The organism is Wolbachia endosymbiont of Aedes aegypti, from assembly GCF_021496215.1.
In the GTDB taxonomy this organism is placed as follows: domain Bacteria; phylum Pseudomonadota; class Alphaproteobacteria; order Rickettsiales; family Anaplasmataceae; genus Wolbachia; species Wolbachia pipientis.
Genome location: NZ_CP090902.1, coordinates 1,007,588 through 1,027,972 on the forward strand (window position 1 = coordinate 1,007,588; position 20,385 = coordinate 1,027,972).

The 20,385-nt window shown below is 33.8% G+C and carries 20 protein-coding genes, 2 other RNA genes and 3 pseudogenes; 13 read left to right on the forward strand and 12 right to left on the reverse strand.

Features of this window, described 5'->3' with window-relative positions; translation table 11 throughout:
• Positions 1–5: 5 nt before the first annotated feature.
• From L0Z58_RS05185 to recA, 5 genes are all read right to left on the reverse strand, one after another.
• The gene (locus tag L0Z58_RS05185) at positions 6–1,472 is read right to left on the reverse strand and encodes an alanine/glycine:cation symporter family protein (protein ID WP_010963005.1); all 1,467 of its coding nucleotides are present in this window, start codon (positions 1,470–1,472) and stop codon (positions 6–8) included.
• A 1-nt stretch (position 1,473) separates the two neighbouring features.
• Positions 1,474–2,817: an alanine/glycine:cation symporter family protein gene (locus L0Z58_RS05190; protein ID WP_010963006.1), complete on the reverse strand. Its 1,344-nt coding sequence runs from the start codon at positions 2,815–2,817 to the stop codon at positions 1,474–1,476.
• A 22-nt stretch (positions 2,818–2,839) separates the two neighbouring features.
• The gene (locus L0Z58_RS05195) at positions 2,840–3,610 is read right to left on the reverse strand and encodes a CDP-alcohol phosphatidyltransferase family protein (RefSeq protein WP_010963007.1); all 771 of its coding nucleotides are present in this window, start codon (positions 3,608–3,610) and stop codon (positions 2,840–2,842) included.
• Positions 3,607–4,299 carry a phosphatidylserine decarboxylase gene (locus L0Z58_RS05200; protein ID WP_007548750.1) on the reverse strand — a complete coding sequence of 231 codons (693 nt, stop codon included), beginning with the start codon at positions 4,297–4,299 and terminating at the stop codon, positions 3,607–3,609. The genes L0Z58_RS05195 and L0Z58_RS05200 overlap by 4 nt, the downstream gene beginning before the upstream one ends.
• 187 nt (positions 4,300–4,486) lie before the next feature.
• Entirely contained in the window at positions 4,487–5,554 is a 1,068-nt protein-coding gene (gene recA, locus L0Z58_RS05205; protein WP_010963008.1) for a recombinase RecA, read from the reverse strand.
• A gap of 624 nt (positions 5,555–6,178) precedes the next feature.
• Here recA and L0Z58_RS05210 point away from each other — a divergent pair.
• Positions 6,179–7,141 carry a J domain-containing protein gene (locus L0Z58_RS05210; protein ID WP_010963009.1) on the forward strand — a complete coding sequence of 321 codons (963 nt, stop codon included), beginning with the start codon at positions 6,179–6,181 and terminating at the stop codon, positions 7,139–7,141.
• Here the strand turns inward: L0Z58_RS05210 and L0Z58_RS05215 are convergent.
• Together L0Z58_RS05215 and L0Z58_RS05220 are read right to left on the reverse strand one after the other, a co-directional pair.
• Positions 7,109–8,398 (reverse strand): bifunctional folylpolyglutamate synthase/dihydrofolate synthase, encoded by a 1,290-nt coding sequence (locus L0Z58_RS05215; RefSeq protein WP_010963010.1) that lies wholly within the window; start codon positions 8,396–8,398, stop codon positions 7,109–7,111. The genes L0Z58_RS05210 and L0Z58_RS05215 overlap by 33 nt on opposite strands.
• Positions 8,395–8,985, reverse strand: coding sequence for an MlaC/ttg2D family ABC transporter substrate-binding protein (locus L0Z58_RS05220; protein WP_010963011.1), 591 nt, complete (start codon positions 8,983–8,985; stop codon positions 8,395–8,397). The genes L0Z58_RS05215 and L0Z58_RS05220 overlap by 4 nt, the downstream gene beginning before the upstream one ends.
• 116 nt (positions 8,986–9,101) lie before the next feature.
• Here L0Z58_RS05220 and ssrS point away from each other — a divergent pair.
• From ssrS to L0Z58_RS05235, 3 genes are all read left to right on the forward strand, one after another.
• A non-coding RNA gene (ssrS, locus tag L0Z58_RS05225) (6S RNA) lies at positions 9,102–9,262 on the forward strand.
• Positions 9,263–9,281: 19 nt separating this feature from the next.
• Complete coding sequence (locus L0Z58_RS05230; protein ID WP_010963012.1) at positions 9,282–9,743, forward strand: type II toxin-antitoxin system RatA family toxin; 462 nt, start codon at positions 9,282–9,284, stop codon at positions 9,741–9,743.
• Between the two features lie 54 nt (positions 9,744–9,797).
• A complete protein-coding gene (locus tag L0Z58_RS05235; protein WP_010963013.1) occupies positions 9,798–10,502 on the forward strand; it encodes a DsbA family protein in 705 nt (234 codons plus the stop codon).
• A gap of 29 nt (positions 10,503–10,531) precedes the next feature.
• Here L0Z58_RS05235 and L0Z58_RS05240 read toward each other — a convergent pair whose 3' ends face one another.
• Positions 10,532–10,810: a DUF2671 domain-containing protein gene (locus tag L0Z58_RS05240; RefSeq protein WP_010963014.1), complete on the reverse strand. Its 279-nt coding sequence runs from the start codon at positions 10,808–10,810 to the stop codon at positions 10,532–10,534.
• Positions 10,811–11,060: 250 nt separating this feature from the next.
• Between L0Z58_RS05240 and L0Z58_RS05245 the strand changes: the two genes are divergently transcribed.
• Positions 11,061–11,708, forward strand: a complete 648-nt coding sequence (locus tag L0Z58_RS05245; protein WP_010081993.1) for an O-methyltransferase — start codon at positions 11,061–11,063, stop codon at positions 11,706–11,708.
• A gap of 1 nt (position 11,709) precedes the next feature.
• Here L0Z58_RS05245 and L0Z58_RS05250 read toward each other — a convergent pair whose 3' ends face one another.
• Both L0Z58_RS05250 and L0Z58_RS06925 read right to left on the reverse strand, forming a co-directional pair.
• A complete protein-coding gene (locus L0Z58_RS05250) occupies positions 11,710–12,363 on the reverse strand; it encodes a glutathione S-transferase family protein (RefSeq protein WP_010081992.1) in 654 nt (217 codons plus the stop codon).
• A 107-nt stretch (positions 12,364–12,470) separates the two neighbouring features.
• A pseudogene (locus L0Z58_RS06925) lies at positions 12,471–12,587 on the reverse strand (WPE palindromic element domain-containing protein); the annotation flags it as partial.
• Between the two features lie 232 nt (positions 12,588–12,819).
• Here L0Z58_RS06925 and ffs point away from each other — a divergent pair.
• The 7 genes from ffs (at position 12,820) to dnaN (ending at position 19,158) form a co-directional block, all read left to right on the forward strand.
• An RNA gene (gene ffs / locus L0Z58_RS05260) (signal recognition particle sRNA small type) lies at positions 12,820–12,919 on the forward strand.
• A gap of 15 nt (positions 12,920–12,934) precedes the next feature.
• On the forward strand, positions 12,935–14,536 hold the full coding sequence (dnaX, locus tag L0Z58_RS05265; protein ID WP_010963016.1) for a DNA polymerase III subunit gamma/tau: 1,602 nt from the start codon (positions 12,935–12,937) through the stop codon (positions 14,534–14,536).
• Positions 14,537–14,539: 3 nt separating this feature from the next.
• Positions 14,540–14,872 carry a YbaB/EbfC family nucleoid-associated protein gene (locus L0Z58_RS05270; RefSeq protein WP_010963017.1) on the forward strand — a complete coding sequence of 111 codons (333 nt, stop codon included), beginning with the start codon at positions 14,540–14,542 and terminating at the stop codon, positions 14,870–14,872.
• 589 nt (positions 14,873–15,461) lie between these two features.
• Entirely contained in the window at positions 15,462–16,175 is a 714-nt protein-coding gene (locus L0Z58_RS05275) for a P44/Msp2 family outer membrane protein (RefSeq protein WP_010963018.1), read from the forward strand.
• 318 nt (positions 16,176–16,493) lie between these two features.
• Positions 16,494–17,387 carry an RNA polymerase factor sigma-32 gene (locus L0Z58_RS05280; protein WP_010963019.1) on the forward strand — a complete coding sequence of 298 codons (894 nt, stop codon included), beginning with the start codon at positions 16,494–16,496 and terminating at the stop codon, positions 17,385–17,387.
• Positions 17,380–17,877, forward strand: a complete 498-nt coding sequence (locus tag L0Z58_RS05285; RefSeq protein ID WP_006279310.1) for an invasion associated locus B family protein — start codon at positions 17,380–17,382, stop codon at positions 17,875–17,877. Before L0Z58_RS05280 ends, L0Z58_RS05285 begins: the two co-directional genes overlap by 8 nt.
• A gap of 123 nt (positions 17,878–18,000) precedes the next feature.
• Positions 18,001–19,158 carry a DNA polymerase III subunit beta gene (gene dnaN, locus L0Z58_RS05290; RefSeq protein ID WP_022626404.1) on the forward strand — a complete coding sequence of 386 codons (1,158 nt, stop codon included), beginning with the start codon at positions 18,001–18,003 and terminating at the stop codon, positions 19,156–19,158.
• 79 nt (positions 19,159–19,237) lie between these two features.
• Here dnaN and truA read toward each other — a convergent pair whose 3' ends face one another.
• Complete coding sequence (truA, locus tag L0Z58_RS05295) at positions 19,238–19,975, reverse strand: tRNA pseudouridine(38-40) synthase TruA (RefSeq protein ID WP_010963021.1); 738 nt, start codon at positions 19,973–19,975, stop codon at positions 19,238–19,240.
• Between the two features lie 71 nt (positions 19,976–20,046).
• A pseudogene (locus L0Z58_RS05300) lies at positions 20,047–20,169 on the reverse strand (IS630 transposase-related protein); the annotation flags it as partial.
• 47 nt (positions 20,170–20,216) lie between these two features.
• Here L0Z58_RS05300 and L0Z58_RS07130 point away from each other — a divergent pair.
• Positions 20,217–20,315 (forward strand): annotated as a pseudogene (locus L0Z58_RS07130) (IS5 family transposase); the annotation flags it as partial.
• Positions 20,316–20,385: the final 70 nt, after the last annotated feature.

Here is a 20,385-nt window from a genome sequence, read left to right on the forward strand (position 1 = left end):
AGAACCTAATTAATTTTATTATTCCTCAGCCTTTTTAGGTAGCACTGAACTTCATTGTTAATCTGATTACTAAACAGTATAAGCGCTGTCATGTTGATGAGAGCTAAACAAGAGAATAAAGTTCCACCGATATTGGCAATAGCCATTATATCTTTAGAAAGACCAGAGAAAAACGCCACAATTATTACCGCTATGCGGTATATCACTATACTTTTTGCACCGAATAAATATAGCCACCCCATTTCACAACAATATACAAACGAAATTACTGAAGAAAATGCAAACAAAGGAGCAGCTACTGTTAGAAGGATAGGAAACCATGGAGAAACTGTCTCAAATGCTTTGTGAGTAATTAATATTCCCTCACCAACACCTGTTTGGTATGCACCTGTTATTACTATTGTTATTCCTGTTAAACAGCAAATTAACATTGTGTCAAAGCATGGTTCTATCATAGCGACTAGTCCAGTTCTTACTGGTTCTTCATCTTTAGTTGTTGCATGAGTAATTGAAGCAGAACCAACACCTGCTTCGCTGGCAAAGATTGCCCTTTGAATTCCAGCAACAAATGCTCCTACCATCCCTCCGCCAACAGCATTGAAATCTATCATAGTGGAAAATAATATTTTCAACGTATAACCAAGGTTATGAATATTAAATGCAATAATAATAATACAACTCAAGATATATATAAGTGACATAATAGGCACTAGTGCAGAAGATACTCTAGCTATCCTTTTAATTCCGCCAATAATCACTAGAGCAAGCAGCGCAGAAATTATGGAAGAAAGAAACCAAGAGTGACCATCTACCCAACTTGAATAGCCAGATAATATTGAAACCATTTGGTTGGTTTGAAACGCTACACTTCCACCAAGACCTGATAATACAAAGAATACTGCATACATGGCAGCCAGCACAATACCAAGTTTTTTAAATCCAAATTCCTCCAGACCATTCCTTATATACTGAAAGGGACCACTAAACAATTGGTCCTGATCTTCTGTTCTATGTCTAAACGCCAACGTTACCTCAGCAAATTTTGCTGACATACCAAAAAAACCTGTAATCATCATCCAAGGCACCGCTCCTGGTCCACCCATTGAAACTGCAATTGCGACTCCAGCAACAGTTCCAAGGCCTACTGTGCTTGAAAGTGCAGTCATAAATGCCTGAAAATGCGTAATATGGCCATCATGGTGATTCGTGTCATATTTTCCACATAAAATAGCAAACGCATGCTTAAACATTCTTATGTTGAGAAATCCAAAACGTAATGTTAGAAACACATAACCAAAAACTAGTAGAAGGATTATAAATGGCACGTAAAGGATCTTGAAAAACAGTACTTCATTCATGAAGTTATTTATTCCATTCAACACAGCGTCATAACTTTCGTAAAAACCTGAAGCAGCGTACACATCATTAAACAATAGGCAAAATAACACCATACAAAGCAATCTATAAATCATGTTAATACCCTTTAGAATTGTAATAAGAATCTATTGTATTCAAAACTTCCCTTCTTAGTAGATATATTGCAACAGCATTTGGAATCATAAGGCACATAAACAAACTGTCACCTAGATAAGATATAAATTCTATATTCTTTGACATACAGCTGATATACACTGAAACCACTATAAGAATTTGGAACGGTATCAGTATTTTTTTGCTACCAAATAAATACAGCAAAGCAACTTCACAGTAGTAACAATAAGCTATTATTGTGGAAAATGCAAAGGAAAACATCATTAGCGGAAAAACTAACTTGCTGAACAAGGGCAAAGCTGTTGAAAATATCGAACTAATTAGTGTAATATCACCCACGTTATCAGTGCTATGCATACCAGTGATAATTATCACAATACCAGTCAAAAATGAGATTAATATTGTGTCTATAAGTGGTGCAGTCATTGCAACGCACCCAACTTTAATTGGATCTTCTTCTTTTACAGCTGAATGTGCTATAGCTGCTGTTCCGGTACCTGCTTCGTTAGCAAACACTGATCTTCTCACTCCGGCTATTAATCCGCTCAATACTCCGCTTCCTATAGCTGATTTATTGAAGATATCTTGGAATATTATGGATAGAGCATTCAGCAAATTACTTCCGTTTACATAAATTAAATATATACACATACCCACATATAGCACTATCATAATTGGTGCTAAGCTCGTTGAAACGAAAGCAATGCGCTTTATTCCTCCCAATATTACAATAAAGACAAGCAGGGATATAATAATGGATGCGTTGTATTCTAGGAGGTTATTTGATAGTGCTGCTATTTGATTTGCTTGAAATGGTATACCGCCCAAAATCATTGCAATAAGTAGCATAATCGCATAAGTGAAGGCAAGAAATCTACCAGTTTTTGCAAATCCAATTTTTGCAAGCCCGTACTTCATGTAATAAAAAGCCCCGCCAGTTGTATTTTCAGAGCGATAAGTAAATGCAAGCACCACCTCGGCAAACTTTATCGACATACCAAGTATTCCGGTAATTACCATCCAAAAAACTGCACTTGGGCCCCCTATTGTGATAGCTATTGCAACTCCTGATATTGTTCCAAGACCAACTGTTCCTGAAATTACTGTTGCAAACGCTTGAATATGAGTGATTATGCCATTGTTGCTGTTATTACACTTTAGATTGAATAGCGTCTGTATTCCATATTTAAGTAACCTAAAGTTAATGAATTTGAACTGGGCAGTACAAAAGATTCCAGTTGCAATTACCCAAATAATTATAAATGGAATGTTGAATATCTTTATATACAGAAATGAATTTAATAGTTCACTTATCTTCAAAATCATGCAGTTTTCTATTTTTTGTTAGCTAACGAGTTTTATATGTAAAATATATGTAAAACCCGATGCTTATTGGAATAGTAAGTGTATACACTATACCTAAAATTGGTAGAGTCATCCAGGGCTTACTGATGAAAAATACAATAAGTACTCCAAAAAATGACACAAATATATAGGATAGGCTTTTGGGAATATAAATATATTTTGCAGAGAAAGTTGGAATGTGACTTATCGAAAAAAATGAAATGGCCAGAAAGTAACAAGCTACGTTTCTTGTGTTAAAAAATCGCTCTATGAGAAGTAAGTATTCACTCTCATGAGATTGAAAGGTAATAATTATTGGTAACAAAGAAAGTAAAGCACACACTGGAGCTGGAACACCAGAAAAGAAAAATTTTTCCCAGTATGGTTGTTCTGAGTGTAGCGAAACATTAAATCTTGCAAGTCTTATTGATATGCAGATTACGTATATCATTACTAAAATCCAACCTATGACTTTGATTTCGTTTAGCTTCCAAAAATACAAAAGAAATGCAGGCGCTGCACCAAAATTTAGAAAATCTGCAAAAGAATCAAGCTGGGCTCCAAAATCGCTAGTTGATTTTAGAATTCTAGCTATTCTGCCATCCATTCCATCTATTATTGCTGCAATGATGATAAAAATTACTGAGAATTCCCATTGTTCATTAAATGTAAATTTAAGTGAAGTGAGACCAGAACATAAACCCAATAAAGTTATAAAGTTTGGGAATAATTTAGTAATAGGTAAGAATCTACTGTTACTTCCCTCGTTATTCATATAACGTCAAAAGTAAGCTTCTCTTGAACGTTTTCCTTATTTAAGTTTGCTATAATTGTTTCACCACCAATAACAGTTTGCCCTTCTGAAACTCTGACTTCTGTATCAGCAGGAACATAGATATTCACTCTACTGCCAAACCTTATAATTCCAAACCTTTCACCTGCTTTTACGTTCTGGGATATTCCTAAATTACAAACGATACGACGTGCAATTAATCCAGCTATTTGCTCCACAATAATTTCTTTCCCCTTTTCGTATTCAATTACAATAACCTGCTTTTCATTTTCATTACTAGACCTATTGCTCATTGCGGATACAAACTTGCCTTTTTTATAACTCATTTCCTTTATCGTACCAGATATTGGTATACGGTTCACATGGACGTTCAAAACACTTAAAAATATGCTAACAAGCGTAAACTTCTTCTCCTCTCCGTTTTCTGCTGATAAAGGATAATTAACTTCTTCAATTTTTGAAATCACACCATCAGCAGGACTTAATATAAGATTCTTATTGTTTGGCACAGCTCTTGCTGGATCACGAAAGAAATAAGTACACAATAATGTCGGAAACAAGCACGTAACGCCAAACCCCCAAGATATAGAGAATGCTATACACGTTACTATAAAGGAAACTACTATAAATGAATAACCTTCCCTGTTTATATTAGGTAAACCAAAACACATAATCTTATTAACAACAACCTATTGTTAACAATTTATCATTTATAATTTCTCATGAAAAGCTTTTTTTAACTGCTTCAGCAAAGTCTTTTTGATACAAGGTAACATTACAGATTGTTATATTAGCACATAGAATTACCGTCATACTGTAACAACCCGTCCAACACAAAATCTAATGCCTAAGTTTAGATCAGAAAACTGATTCTTCTAAAAGTTGCTCACTATCCTCGTCTATTATGATAGAATTATCATGATTTCTGAGTAAATCTCTGATTTTCGTTTCTATTTCATTTGCGACTTCTTTGTTTGTTTTTAGGTAAGTTTTTACATTCTCTCTTCCTTGCCCAAGACGTGTGTTGTTATATGAATAGTAAGCGCCTGCTTTTTCAAGCACACCAAGCTTTGCTCCCATATCTATTATTTCTCCGAGTTTTGATATACCTTCATTGTACATTATATCAAATTTCGCTTCTCTAAATGGAGGAGCAACTTTATTTTTTACAACTTTAACTCTTGTTTCATTACCTGTAATATTTTCTTTGTCTTTTATTACACCAACTTTTCTTATATCAAGCCTTACAGAAGTATAGAATTTTAATGCATTTCCACCCGTGGTAGTTTCAGGATTTCCATACACTACTCCTATTTTCATACGAATTTGATTAATAAATATCAATATACAGTTCGCTTTTGAAACGGCAGAGGTTAGTTTCCGTAGCCCATGACTTAGAAGCCTTGCTTGCAGCCCCATATGTTGATCACCCATATCACCTTCAATTTCAGCTCTTGGAGTTAATGCTGCGACAGAGTCAATAACTATCACATCAACCGCACCAGAACACACTAAATACTCAACAATATGCAACGCCTGCTCTCCAGTGTCTGGTTGTGAAATCACTAAATCATCAGTGCTTACCCCAAGTTTACGAGCATATAAGACATCCAATGCATGTTCTGCATCGATAAATGCGCATGATCCTCCTTTTTTTTGTGCTTCAGCAATCACGTGCAAGGCAAGAGTGGTTTTACCAGAACTCTCGGGGCCAAATATTTCAATTATACGCCCTTTTGGCAGACCTCCAACACCTAGAGCCGAATCAAGCGCAATTGATCCTGTGGATATTGTGTCTATTTTTTCTACAGGGTTTTGCTTCAACTTCATTATTGCACCTTTACCGAATGCTTTTTCAATCTGGCTTATTGCGTTATCTAGCGCTTTTTGTTTATCACTATTTCTTTCTTCTGGGTTACTTGCCATAGATCATTTATTAATTTATATAATTCTCTATGATAATCAAACGCGAATAACCTGCCAAGGTTTTTCTAGTATTTATGTATTATTTCAATGAAAAATATTAACGTTTTCATAAAGCAGATATTTGTTTGCCTTCGTTAGTAACACACTATACTTTAGTGTACGAACGTTGCAATTTGCAGCATAGCAGGTGGTGTCATCCAAGTAGGCAACACTGAAATGACTAAATTCGAAATGGCTACATGAATTTATTGTAAATTACTACCGTATAAGGTGCGATGCAACAAAGCCATTCCAGTGTCAGCTACTTGAATGACACCTCTTAGATGGGTCAGCTACTCAGATCTGCCATGAAAACTGCAACCCTAAATGTTGGAGCACTGTCGTACACTAAGCGCTGTAATGACAATTTTAGTCGCTTCATACACTTATCATGCTAGTCATAACAGAAATAATTTTTACCAAAGATATTTATGAAATAATTGACATAGTTTGGAAATATGTATATTATAGAACATTAATAGTTAGTTAATTTGTAGGTGTAATGTGGCTAGAAATGTTTTGAATGAAAATGAGTACCACGCTTTAAAGCAGTTGTTTTTAACATTTAATATTCAAAAGGAGGATGTGGTAAATTCTGACATTAAGAATATTAAGAAAAAGCTTAGTCAACAATACCGTAAATTATCGTTAAAATATCACTCAGATAAAAACCCAAACAATAAAGAAGCGGAGGAGAAATTTAAGGTTATTGCATTAAATAAGCCATTTTTTGAAGAATTTATAATAGAGCCATTGGAGAAAGGTCTCAATAAAAGAAATAATTTAATAAAAGAATTACGCGGTAAGTTGTGGAGTCGCAGTTATGAAGAATTGCAAAAATACTTAGATGATAAGTGCAGAAATAAACTCTATAATAAGCAGCAGTCAATTAACAATAATGTAACTGCTTATGTAAAATATTCTTCTTATTCAAATCTCTTAGGAGTTCTTTTAGTATCCTTCACATCAATTGCATTTTTAATAATTAATGGTATTTCTTCTAATGTACCAATAGCAGTAGATTTTCTTGCTCCCTTGTTAGCAGGATCTATTTTAAATCTAGCTGTTAAGAGCATTTATACTAGAAATGGGAAAGAGTTTAATCATCAGACTAATATTTTATTATTGTTTAACTTTGACCAAGAATGCGAAAATTTTTCAAAGAGTGATAGGACTAAATTAAAGTGGCTAAAAAATTCAGTTATTTTGAGCAACACAATCTGTACATCTTTAATGTTTTTCGGTATGGGATTAGATTTAGTTGCCAACGGCTTTGGTATAACTAACTCTATGATGTTATCCGGCTTATTACTTTCATTACCATTCACGCTTTTAATTGTTACTTCACCTATTTTAAATGCTGCAAGTAATTATATTCTCAAAAAGACAGCTATAAATTCAATTGAGGAGCAATTTAAAGGTGATGATCAGTTTATAGAAGTCGATAACGAAAAGCCAAGCAGTACTATGAGCAATCAAAGTTATTTCCCCATCGATCAGTTAATATCATCAAAGTTAGCTATTCTCCATAGCGAAGTCTCTAGCTAGGAACAATGAGCCACAGATTAGTATGGTTTTGACGTTTTGGGTAGAGGCTTTTAATATGTGATTTGATATTGCATCGCCAATTGATTCACATTCAACTGCTTTTATTCCTATGTTATTGGCTTTTTCCCTAATCAAACTTGTATTTGTTGCTTTAGGTTCAGACTTAACACAAACCGCACATAGTAGCTTGATATATGGCTTTAAGTGCTCTAAGAACTCTTCCACATTTCTGTTACTAGTAACACCAAAAACCATATAAATACCTTCAGCAAAATTATCTTTTACCCACTGAGATAGTACTCTAGCACCATCATTATTGTGTGCACCATCTAAAAATAATTGCCAATCTTTCGGTAGTAGGAAAATTAAATTACCTTCTTTTATAGACTCTAGCCGTGCAGGCCAATAAGTGCACTGTAAACCTGAAGTGATATCCTCTTCTCCAATATCAAATTCATACTTTCCACTTAAAATACTACATGCTGCAATAGCATTGCCTGCATTAATCACCTGATGATCACCCTTTAAAGATGGCAAAGGAAATTCTATTGATTGAATAGCTGATTGAAAAACCATTTTGTTGTTCTTTTTTTTGCAATTCCATTCAAGACCTCCTCTATACAAGGGAGATTTCTTATTTATTGCGTGGTGTTCTAGCGTGTTCACTATAGATTTTTCTTGCGGTGCTATTACGCAAGGAACATTAGGTTTCATTATTCCAGCCTTTTCACCTGCTATAATTTCTACAGTAGGGCCAAGATATTCCGTATGATCAAGTGCAATGGAAGTAATTATTGTTAAAATCGGATTATCTATAACATTTGTTGCATCAAGCCTTCCACCCATACCCACTTCAACTAAAGTTATATCGGCTTTATGACGAGAAAAAGCTAAAAAAGCTGCAATAGTTGCAGCTTCAAACAGAGTGATAGGTTGTTCTGCAATTACTGCACGACATTCTTCTAATAAGCTATATAATTCATTATCGTCGATATAGCTGCCGGCTATCACTATCCTCTCATTAAAACTCACTAAATGTGGAGAAGTGTATGCGTGTACCTTATACCCTGCTGCTTGCATTATATATCTTATAAATGCTAGTGTTGAGCCTTTCCCATTAGTTCCAGCTATATGAATTACGGGAGGCACTTTTTTCTCGGGGTTATCTAGTTTGCTAAGAAAGCCTTTTATGCGATCAAGAGAAAAATCATTCGGCCTGCTACCAAGTGGCTTAGGCCAATGAGGCATATATATCATGGATTGTTATTGCATTTTAATTCAGCTATAACGCTTGCTATGCCATGCGTGTCGATTTTTTCACTAAATTGATAACGTTGATTAATAGCAATACTTATTCCACTCATTACAACATCACTTATCAAGAAAGAACTGTTATTTTTAGTAACTTTAAAATCAATATTTGTAAATTCTTCATCACCGTAAGAAAATCTTGTACCAATTAAGCAAGTTTCATCGTCAACTGCTTTTGTACTCATTATGATCATTTCACTATCATGCATGTATTTATATAAAATTTTAACGCACAAACGCGTAAGATACACTTCATACTCTCTTAAAAAATCTTCTTTTTCTTTTTGTTTAACTAAAGCCCAATGTTTTCCTATGACGAATTGCGATATTCCTTTGAGGTTAACATTGTTTTGAATGACCTCCTGAAGCTTTTTTTGCACACATTCCCGGTTTTTTTTATTCTCCTTTGTAGATATACCATCCACTTGTTGCTTCATAGTATGCACAAAAATTTTGTGATCTGTACAATTAGTGTAAGCACTTGAAGAAATTACAATAAAAACAATGATAGTTAAAACTTTAGTAATGTTCATAAGATATATTTATTAGCTATGATACTTAGAATGCAAAGTTTAATAAAGATTAAATAATAATCGCTAGCTTTAATATATCTATAGACACACCTTGTATAAATCATCTACAATTAATTAAGGGTCTGTTCTATGCGTTATGAGTTAAGTTAAATTTCCCGAGCGATAATTTCTAGTCAAGGGAATTGCCTCTGTTAATTTCGTTGAAATTGATACGCGATGCCCACCTTAACTTTAGTCTCAGGAATCTACTAAGGCTGACGGTAGATACGGATCCTATTTTGATTGGTTTAACATTTATGCTTCATCAATACAAAGAACAGGGTGTTTTCCTATGTTTGCCTAATGAAGTATTCCAAATTGTAATTGATGTTGAAAGGTATCCTGATTTTGTTCCTTGGTGCAAAGCCGTTTATATAAAAGAAAAAATTAACAACCAAATGGTTGTGGATCTCCTCGCAGCTTTTCATGGAATTAAAGGTAGATATACATCAGAAGTTACTTCTCTTTCTCCAAGTGGAACAAATGAAGGTTGGATAAAAGCTGTATCATCAAATGGAATATTTAAACATCTATACAATGAATGGCAATTCATTCCCATAGATGAAAATAAAACTATGGTAAAGTTTTATATAGAGTTTAAGTTTAAGTCCAACTCATTTTCCACTTTATTAAACTCAGTATATAAGTATACACAAAGTAAAATAATTGCTGCATTTAAAGATAGGGCTGAAAGCCTTGCTAAACAAAAGTTATCTTGACATTATTAATATAAATGTATAATTTTTTTTAGTAAGTTAAGTGTTTATATTGTAATGATTTTTAGACTATTGTTTTTATTAATTTTCATAAGTGTTAATTCTTATGCAGTTGTTAAGCAAGATTTATCCGATAACCAATACATTCAAAAAAAACCCAATGAAATAACATCAAATGAGCTATTATTGCCATTACCTAATGATAAATTATTAGGAGATCCAAAAGCACCAATTCTAATGATAGAATATGCTTCATTAACTTGTTATCACTGCTCTCTTTTTCATAGGAATGTTTTTCCTAAAATTAAAGAGAAATATATAGATACAGGTAAGATGTTATATATATTTCGTCATTTTCCTTTGGATTACAGAGGGCTAAAGGCTGCAATGCTAAGTCATTGCTACGAAAAACAAGAAGACTACTTTAATTTTAACAAAGCTGTTTTTAACTCAATAGATTCGTGGAATTACTACAATTTAAGTGATTTGACTTTACTACAAAGAATTGCTGCACTAAGCAACTTAAAGCAAGATGCATTTAACCAATGCATTAATGATAAGAAAATAATGGATAAAATCGTAAATGATAAATCACTGGCAATTAATAAACTTGGTATCACAGCCACTCCAATATTTTTCATCAAGCTTAACGATGATAAATCATATATAGAGCATAATAAAGTTAAACATGGAGGGTATAAAGAGCTGAAATATTTCACTAATGTGATAGATAAATTATATGGAAAAGCTATAGTGAAGTAATACCACTGTAGCTTACCATATAAAAGACTCTATGCTGAGTCATTGTTTTTCACTACTGTTTGTTGTTTTTTACGCTCAAACTCTCTTTTTTTACTGTGCCAAGTGTAGTAATACATAGCGATTTTATTCTCTATTAATACTATTGTCCCATCATAAAACTGAACCATATCCATAACTTTTCTCTGAGCTTCATCAAAACGTTCTTTATACTTTTCACGATAAGCTGGATTATGTAGTAACATAGCCCCTTCATTCTTGTTAGATTTTTTGTTTAACGTTTCAACTTCACCAGCAATAGTATAAGACATATAACCCCCTCTAATTGATTATAAAAATTATATTTTAAAAAGAGAAATGCGCATAAACAATCCCTTTAATTCTAGCATAATAATCGACTGTTTATTATACTAGTTAACTATAGTACGATATATAATAATTTTTGTCACTTAAAATTTTATACTATGAAATAATAACTTAAAATAAATGTTTTTATTATTTTAAACTATATTATTATATTTATAAATTGTGTATGAATTAAGTCTCCCTAATTTATAATATATGCGTAATAATTTTAGTATAAAATTGTCATATATAAGAAATCTATTTGCAAAAGAATATAAAAAAATAGAAGAATATTGTATTCTTGAAAAAAAGCAACATATTCAAATTGGCCCTGAAGAAGGAAAGCTATTAAGTTTATTTATAAAAATCCAAAAAATCAAAAGTATTGTTGAGATTGGCACGTTATACGGTTACTCGTCGATTTGCATGGCAAAAGCTCTACTAAAAGACGGTCATATATATACAATAGAAAATAATCCTCAACACTCAAGAATAGCAAAAAAAAATTTTAGTGCTTTTAATCTAAGTGATAAAATTACTCTAATAGAAGGCGATGCACTGGAAAAAATTAATGAATTATCAGCAAAAGCACCATTTGACATGATATTTATTGATGCTGACAAAAGTAGTTATCCTAAGTATTTAGATTGGGCAGAGTCATACATTAAACAAGATGGGCTAATCGTTGCAGATAACACTCTACTGTTTAACACAGTATTTTTAGAATCGCCTCCAAAAGAAGTATCAGAAAAATCATGGCATGCCATGAGGGAGTTTAATAATAGATTATCAGATGAAAAAAAATATTTCTCTATATTGATTCCAACTGATGAAGGAATGACTGTAGCTTTAAAGCTAACATAAGTTAAAAATCAAGGTCAGCATAATGTTTAGGAGGGATTAAACCAGAAATCCTCTCTAATAATATCTCACGAAAACAAGGCTTTGATTTAACAATGGAGTACCATTCTTTTAAAATTTTACTTTTTTCCCATGGAAAACTACTTACATAATCCATTACGGAAATATGCGATGCTAAAGTAATATCAGCTAAAGTGAACTTATCAGTTGCAAGCCAAACGTTCTTGTTAATTAAGTGTTCGGTGTATTCCATATGGCAAGGCAGGTTATGCTGAGCTGCATGAAGAAATCTAGAGTCAGGGCTGCGGTTAGTAATTACTTTTTCATTCATAATATACTTAGTAACTTCATTGTAAAATTTGTTATCGAACCAATTGATTAGAGCGCGTATTTTAGACTTAATAATAGTGGATGAACCAAGTAATTTGACGTCGCTATTGTAAGTCTCTTCTATATATTCACAAATGGCATTACTATCCGCTATTACAAAGTTATTATCTATTAACACTGGTACTTGCCCGGTTGGATTGATCTCCATAAATTCATTCCGCTTTTCCCACGGATTTTCATACACTAGATCACAGCCTAATTTTTTTTCTTTTAGAAAAGCTCTAACTTTTCGTGAAAATGGACAAAGAGGAAAATGATATAAAATCATAATGTTCCTCTTTTGTTATACCAATATCCTTTTTTTGTTACTCTATGGCTTGACCTACAACTGTACGAACTTTCTTTGTAGTCCACAGAAGTTTGCGTAGCAGGTAGTGTCATGCAAGTAGCTGACACTGGAATCCAGTTCTTGTTATACAATTGCCTAGTGCGCTCATTTACAGTTAAGTTTTCTGGATCCAAGTAGTCAAGCACTGGGATGACATCCTTTTCGGTAAAAATTGCTCTTATATCACAACATTCATACAGCTGTATGCCTAGGCACTGGGATGACATAAATAAGCGCTGAAATGACATAAATAAACATTGGAGTGACAATCTTGTAGTGACTTGCATGACAACTAACTTTTTGTTTACTTCAAAATAGCACTGTAAAAAATTTAACATATCAAATTATAGAGCTAATATAGGATATACCTTGCTAAATAAAAAAAAAAGTATAATATTTTATAAGGTATGCAGGCAAAAACTCTGTAATTTGGTCAGATCAGAAATGAAGCAGCCATATCAGAACCTTTTTGGGTTGCATACCTATTTCATTATTTGTTTTATCCGAGGCTATGAATATAGCATTAAAACATCGTCCTAGTAGCTTCAAAGATCTAGTAGGTCAAGATATATTAGTGCGTGTATTAGAAAATGCTTTTATTTTAAACAAAATTCCACAATCTATACTGCTCTCTGGTAGTAGTGGAGTTGGTAAAACCACCACTGCAAGGATAATAGCTTTATGTTTGAATTGTTCCCTGGGGCCAATTTTTGAACCTTGCGGATCATGTGAAAATTGTCTAGCAATAAAAAATTCAAGCCATCCAGATGTAATTGAAATCGATGCAGCAAGTCACACTAGCATTGACGATATTAAAGTAATCCTGGGAGATATTTGCTATTCACCTATAAGCTCTAAATTCAAAGTCTACATTATAGATGAAGTACACATGCTATCTAGCAGTGCATTTAACGCATTACTTAAAACCCTAGAAGAGCCACCATCTAGTGTAAAGTTCATTTTAGCAACTACGGAAATAAAAAAGATACCAATAACTATTATTGCACGTTGTCAAAGATTTGATTTACACAACATTCCTGTAGCTAAAATAGTGGAACGTTTAAATGATGTTGCACAAAAAGAGAGTTATTCCATTGAAAAGGGAGCATTAGAATTAATTGCACGACACTCTGGAAATTCAATGCGTAACGCCTTGTTTTTGATGAATCAAGCAGTGCTATATAGCAAAGATGGTGCAATATCCACTAAAAATGTGACAGACATACTTGGCCTAGTGGATAAAGATATTATATTCGATCTATTAGGGGCAATATTAGAAGGTGATTTACAGAAAGCTCTATCAGTGTTTGACAAGGCGGTAAAAACAGCAAACCCACTTAGTATTTTTGAAGGTCTATTGCAAACAATTCAGTTAGTATGCCGTTTTTTGATTACAAAAGAGATTGATAATGCAGTTACAGAGCATGAAAAGAATAGGATAAAAGATTTAAGTATAAAGAGATCTTTAATATTTTTTTCGAGATTGTGGAAGATGTTGCTTAAAGGTATTCAAGATATAAAAACTTCAACATGCAACGATGTTGCTGCTGAAATGATGTTAATTAGCCTCTGTTATCTTTCTGATCTGCCTTCTCCGGAACAGGTGATCAAAAAAGTTCTTTCGCAGAATGTAGAGCAAGGAAATAGACAGGGCAGACCTGTTGCACCTTCCCCCTCTGTCATCCAAGTAGCTGACTACTCGGATCCAAAAAAATATGTGGAAAGTAAACAACAACCCCACTCTGTCATCCCAGTGCGTGACACTGGGATCCATGTGGAAAATAAACAACAAAATTACGATTTTGATAAGATTTTGCAACTATTAAGGCGAAGTAACCAAATTTATCTTTACAAACAACTGTGTAATAATCTACAATTAATAGATTGTAAACCTGGATATTTAAAATTAAAAGCTGTATCTAAGTTGGATAGTAATTTTTGCAATGATTTAAAAAATTACTTAAACCAGGTGACTCAGCAAGAGTGGGTTGTTGCAGTTGATACAGGTTATATAAACAGGGAAGTGAGTAATTTAAATTATGCACCTGCAGTTAAGGATATCCTTGACACGTTTAAAGGTGCAAAAGTAGTTAATATAGAAAATAAGGAGTAAGTTGTGGATTTTAGTCAAATAATGAAACAAGCGCAAGAGATGCAAAAAAAGCTTGCAGAAGCTCAAGAAAAATATGTTGGAAAAGAGTTTCAAGGTATTTCTGGTGGTGGCAAAGTTTCTGTATTAGTGGAAGTCATAAAAATAGGTAGCTATAAAGCTAAAAAGGTGAACATAGACTTAGAACTTATGAGAAATGAGGAAAAAGATATAGTAGAGGATTTAGTAACAGCAGCGTTTAATGATGCCGTTAAAAAAGCAGAAGAAGATATGGCGAATGCAACTTCTGATCTTGCAGGTATGATGGGTTTACCATCTGGGTTTAAACTTCCTTTTTGAATTTACTACTGAAGTTTCTTTTAGTGTAAGTATTTTTTTTCTAATATTCCCAACGCTAGCACTTCTTCATATAATGTACCTATACTAGCATAGCCCTACGTCATACCGTGATTCATTCCACAACTGTACAAACATTGCAATATGGCACATAGTAAACGATGTCATTCCAGTCTGGAATCCAGCCTTGCCGTAATCTCATCAAGAACATTGTGTTTTAACATAAAACGGCTACTTTTATGCTTACCAACTTAATAAAATTCCTGGATCCCAGACTGGGATGACAAGAAGATGGTACTTGGATAAGAGGCATTGCCCTCCTGGTAGGCCCAAATTGCAATGTTCGTACAGTTGTGGATTTCTCATCCGCTAACAAGCAGCGGAATGACGAGGTCTTTCGATAGTAAATCTTACCTGTGTTAGCTATACCAAAAAATCAAAAGTCGTATTTATTCATTAATAAAATCTTTGTCTTCTCCTAAAAATTAGTTAAAATGTAGAATATTTTGTGTTATTAAGTTAGCACTTGACTTAACTTTAGTTGTTACTTAGACTGCTAAAGTGGAATTTTAATTTTTTTACGAGGACAATTATGCATTATAAAAAGTTTTTTTCAGCAGCCGCTTTAGCAACGTTGCTAAGTTTATCAAACTCTGCTTTTTCAGATCCTGTTGGTCCAATAAGTGATGAAGAAACTAGCTACTACGTTCGTTTGCAATACAACGGTGAATTTTTACCTCTTTTCACAAAAGTTGATGGTATTACCTATAAGAAAGACAAGAGTGATTACAGTCCATTAAAACCATCTTTTATAGCTGGTGGTGGTGCATTTGGTTACAAAATGGACGACATCAGGGTTGATGTTGAAGGAGTTTATTCATACCTAAACAAAAATGATGTTAAAGATGTAACATTTGACCCAGCAAATACTATTGCAGACAGTGTAACAGCAATTTCAGGATTAGTGAACGTGTATTACGATATAGCAATTGAAGATATGCCTATCACTCCATACATTGGTGTTGGTGTTGGTGCAGCGTATATTAGCACTCCTTTGGAACCCGCTGTGAATGATCAAAAAAGTAAATTTGGTTTTGCTGGTCAAGTAAAAGCTGGTGTTAGTTATGATGTAACTCCAGAAGTCAAACTTTATGCTGGAGCTCGTTATTTCGGTTCTTATGGTGCTAATTTTGATGGAAAAAAAACAGATCCTAAAAATTCAACCGGACAGGCTGCTGATGCAGGCGCATACAAAGTTCTTTACAGCACTGTTGGTGCAGAAGCTGGAGTAGCGTTTAATTTCTAGTCTATCTCAGTCTTGTTATCCCAGTGAGTTTTTTCTTGCCATCTAAGTGGCATGACACTGGGATCTAGAAAAAAGAAATGTGGATTCCAGTGTCAAGGCACTGGAATAACACTATTTGCTATGTGTTTAAGCTATAACGTTTACCATTGTACTGGTAGAATATCATCTAAGGTTACATAATGTTATCCAATTAGCTAACACTGCGGCCTACTGTCTCCAAGAAATTAGATGGAAAATTTGTACTTTTTTCAAATCAAAGCTTGAATTTTTGCTGGAAAATCAATATATTATATGCATGAAGTTTTGATTTAAGTTGTTATGTTGACCTCAATGGCAAACTTATGTGTCGATAGCAGAACCAATCTCATGCAATATATTGCTAGGGTGCAAAAATTTCCTATGCTGTCTCAAGAGGAAGAGGTACGATTAGCAAAAAATTGGAACCAATATAAGGATGTTTCTTCTGCTCATAAATTGATTACCAGCCATTTGAATTTGGTAGTGAAAATTGCAATGAAATTCAAAAATTATGGGCTATTGTTGATGGACCTGGTTATGGAAGGAAATATGGGTTTAATGCACGCAGTGAAAAAGTTTAATCCTGATTTAGGGTTTCGTTTTTCAACTTATGCAGTGTGGTGGATTGAAGCTTCAATAAAAGACTTTATATTGAAATCTTGGTCGTTTGTGAAAATAGGCACAACGCAAGCACAAAGAAGATTGTTTTTTAGTTTACGTAAAATAAAAAAAAGAATTTTACAGTATACAAACAGGGAAACTTTAAATAATGAAGAAATAAAAGCAATATCTAATGAGCTTTCTGTATCCGAAGGAGACGTTCTGCAGATGAATTACCGTATGGCTTGTAAGGATCAGTCGTTAAACGATTGCATAAAAATAGGTGATGACTCTAAAAGGGAGTTGCAAGATATGATCCCATGTAACTTGGTCAGTCAAGAAGTAACCTATCAGAATCATGAAGAAAAAGAATTAAAAGAAACAATTTTAAACAATGCACTAGCGAGTCTCAACGAAAGGGCAAGAGACATTTTTATCAGTAGATATTTGTCTGAAAACATTCAAACTCTGGATGAACTTAGTAAAAAATATTGTGTTTCAAGAGAAAGAATAAGGCAGTTGGCTGAGCAGGCGATGGCTAAGGTAAAACAATATATACAATCTGAAAGTTTGAAATTTGGTTTGCATGCGTAGTTTTTTTATATTTCTAATATTTTTTTCGATAGGCGCTTTTGCATCGGTTAGTGATGTACAATTGAAGGAAAAATATAAAGATTGGCTCGTGTATACTGCATTGGAAGATGGAGAGAAAGTATGTTATATTGTATCCTATCCTAAAAAAAAAAGCGAATATTATACAACCAATCGCAAGCCGTATGTAATGGTTAGTTATGTTGATAAAAAAGCAGATGAGGTAAGCGTTACCTCTGGTTTTCAGTATGATAAGGAGCCTGTAGCTCTCAATATCGACAAAAAAATTAAATATACACTGCCCATAATACAGGGAAGTTTTGCGTGGGCAGAGCATACAAAAATAGATCAAGATCTCATTCTAAAAATGAAGCAGGGATTATCAATGGTAGTTAATGGAAAAACAAAAACAGTGACCATTGATGATACTTATTCCCTACTTGGTTTTCAAAAAGCGTATCAAAAAATGCATGATTTATGCCATACAAAGTAAATTATTGTAACAGAATACCCAGCTATAGTATAAACTAGACTACTCTTTCAATGGAAATATAAATAGCACTTTACTTTATATGGGATGTGGATATCATTTAAAATATATTTTTGAGAGTTAGCAATGTCAGAGGTTGCAGGTGTAGATACAGAAATCAAAAAGCAAAATTCTGTGTGCGAGCAGATGCGTTTTAGCGTGAGCCGCACAAGTCTTTTAAATACATTATCCAGAGTAAGTGGAGTGGTTGAAAGGCGTAATGCAATAGATGTTTTCGCGTGTATAAATATCAAAGCACAACACGGCAGCATAAAATTAATGGCAACTGATCTTGACATTTCAATGTTTGCCTCACTTGCTGCAACCGTATTAACAGAAGGAGAAGTAAAAATTTCAGCGCATACTTTACATGACATAGTGAAGAAGTTACCCGCTGATTTGGATGTCAATTTTGAAGTAAACAACCAAGGAAAATTATTGATGTCTTGCGGAAATGCAAACTTTTCTTTACCGAATGTAGTTTCAAGCAGCTTTCCTGCTCTTGAAGAAGACAATTATAAACATGATTTTACTCTACTAAATACAGACCTGATAGACTTATTAACTAAAACAAAATTTGCTGTATCACTAGATGATACAAGGTATAATTTAAATGGAATATATCTACATACAGATGAGCAATTTCTGTACTGCGTTGCAACTGATGGCCATCGTTTATCATGTATAAAGAGGCCAAAGCCTGGGAACATCAATGGCGAATTTGGTGTGATCATTCCACGTAAAACTGTTATGGAGCTGTTAAAAATATTGGACGATTGTAATGAAATTAAAGTAAAACTCTCAGACAGAAAAATCAAGTTTACATGCGGTGAATATATTCTAATATCAAAATTAATAGATGGAACTTTTCCAAATTATAAAGCAGTTATTCCAGCATCTCAAGATAAGCATATGATTATTGAAAGTAAAAAACTTTCAGACGTTATAGATCGAGTTTCCGTTGTTGTATCTGATAAAGTAAAATCTATTAAATTCTCACTACAAGAAAAGCTGCTAACTCTGCATTCAAACTCCCAAGAGTGCAGTGATGCAACTGAATCCATAGAAGTGGACTACAATGAAGCCCCTATAGAAATAGGGTTCAACTCGCGTTATTTACTTGATGTTCTATCCTGCATAAAAAATAAATGTAAGTTTAGCTTAGCCGATGGTAATAGTGCTACAATTATCACTGATGAAGACGATTCAAGTGCATTATATGTAGTAATGCCAATGAGAACTTAAACTCGTCATCTCGCTGCTTGTTAGCGGAATCTGGAGATACCGTGGCGGTATGGCACTTATTTCACTAGCTTTTATTAAATTAGTAATCTATCTTTACCAAATATAAGCCAAAAGGTGGTGCAGTAACTCCAGCGGCACTTCTTTTGCATTGGTTTAATATATTTAGCATTTCTTGCGGATTGGTTCTATTTTTTCCAAATTCAACTAAAGTACCCACAATAATCCTCACTTGGTTATGTAAAAAGGAAATAGCAGATATTTTGATGTGTATATGATTCCCATTTTGTATTATATCGATATCATCAATTGTTCTTATCGGATTTGCGGCTTGACAATCTTTTGAACGGAAACTTGAAAGGTCATGTTTTCCAAGTAGATGTTTAGCAGCTTCACGCATAATATTTACATCAAGTGGGCTAAACACTTGCCATACATAACCCGTCTCCAGAGCGGCAGGAGCATAGCGATTAACTATTCTATATTCGTAATATCTTTTTTTTGCTGAAAACCGTGCGTGAAAAGCATCATCTACAACTTCTGCATTAAGCACGACTATAGGAATTGATTTTAAATGATAGTTTATTGCATTCCTTATTCTATAAAGCTCAAATTCCTTTTCCATATCAAAATGAGCAACTTGTCCTAAAGCATGAACTCCTGCATCAGTCCTGCCACCACAGTACAAAGTAACTTTCTCACCACTAAAATTAAATATAGCATTTTCTATCTTCTCCTGGATTGAGTTAGCAGAGTGTTGCTGTTTTTGCCAACCAGAGAAATTACTACCATTATATTCTACCGTTATTTTGTATCGCACTGCATTACATCAAGCTTTATCTAAAATAGTCATTTTCTATCTTAACATAATTTATGGTCAAGCCTACAGTGCTGCCACTCCCATAAAGTAGTTCGTCCAATCTTAAATCTTGCTGCCACTGCTTCTCTGCTTTCTCCTTCGTCTAGCGCCTCCATTGCTTTTTTTCTTAAATCATAACTATATGCTGCTGGCATTCAACCTCCTTATCATTATCTATCCTTATCACATCCGGACTTCTATGAAAAGAGCTATAAATCGTGAAAAAGAACTGCTCATTAAGTGCTGTTTGCTTAATAAATTTACTGACATTGGTATGGCTAAATTCGAAATGGCTACATGAATTTATCGTAAATTATTACCGTATAAGGTACGATGCGACAAAGCCATCCCAGTGTCAGCTACTCGGATGA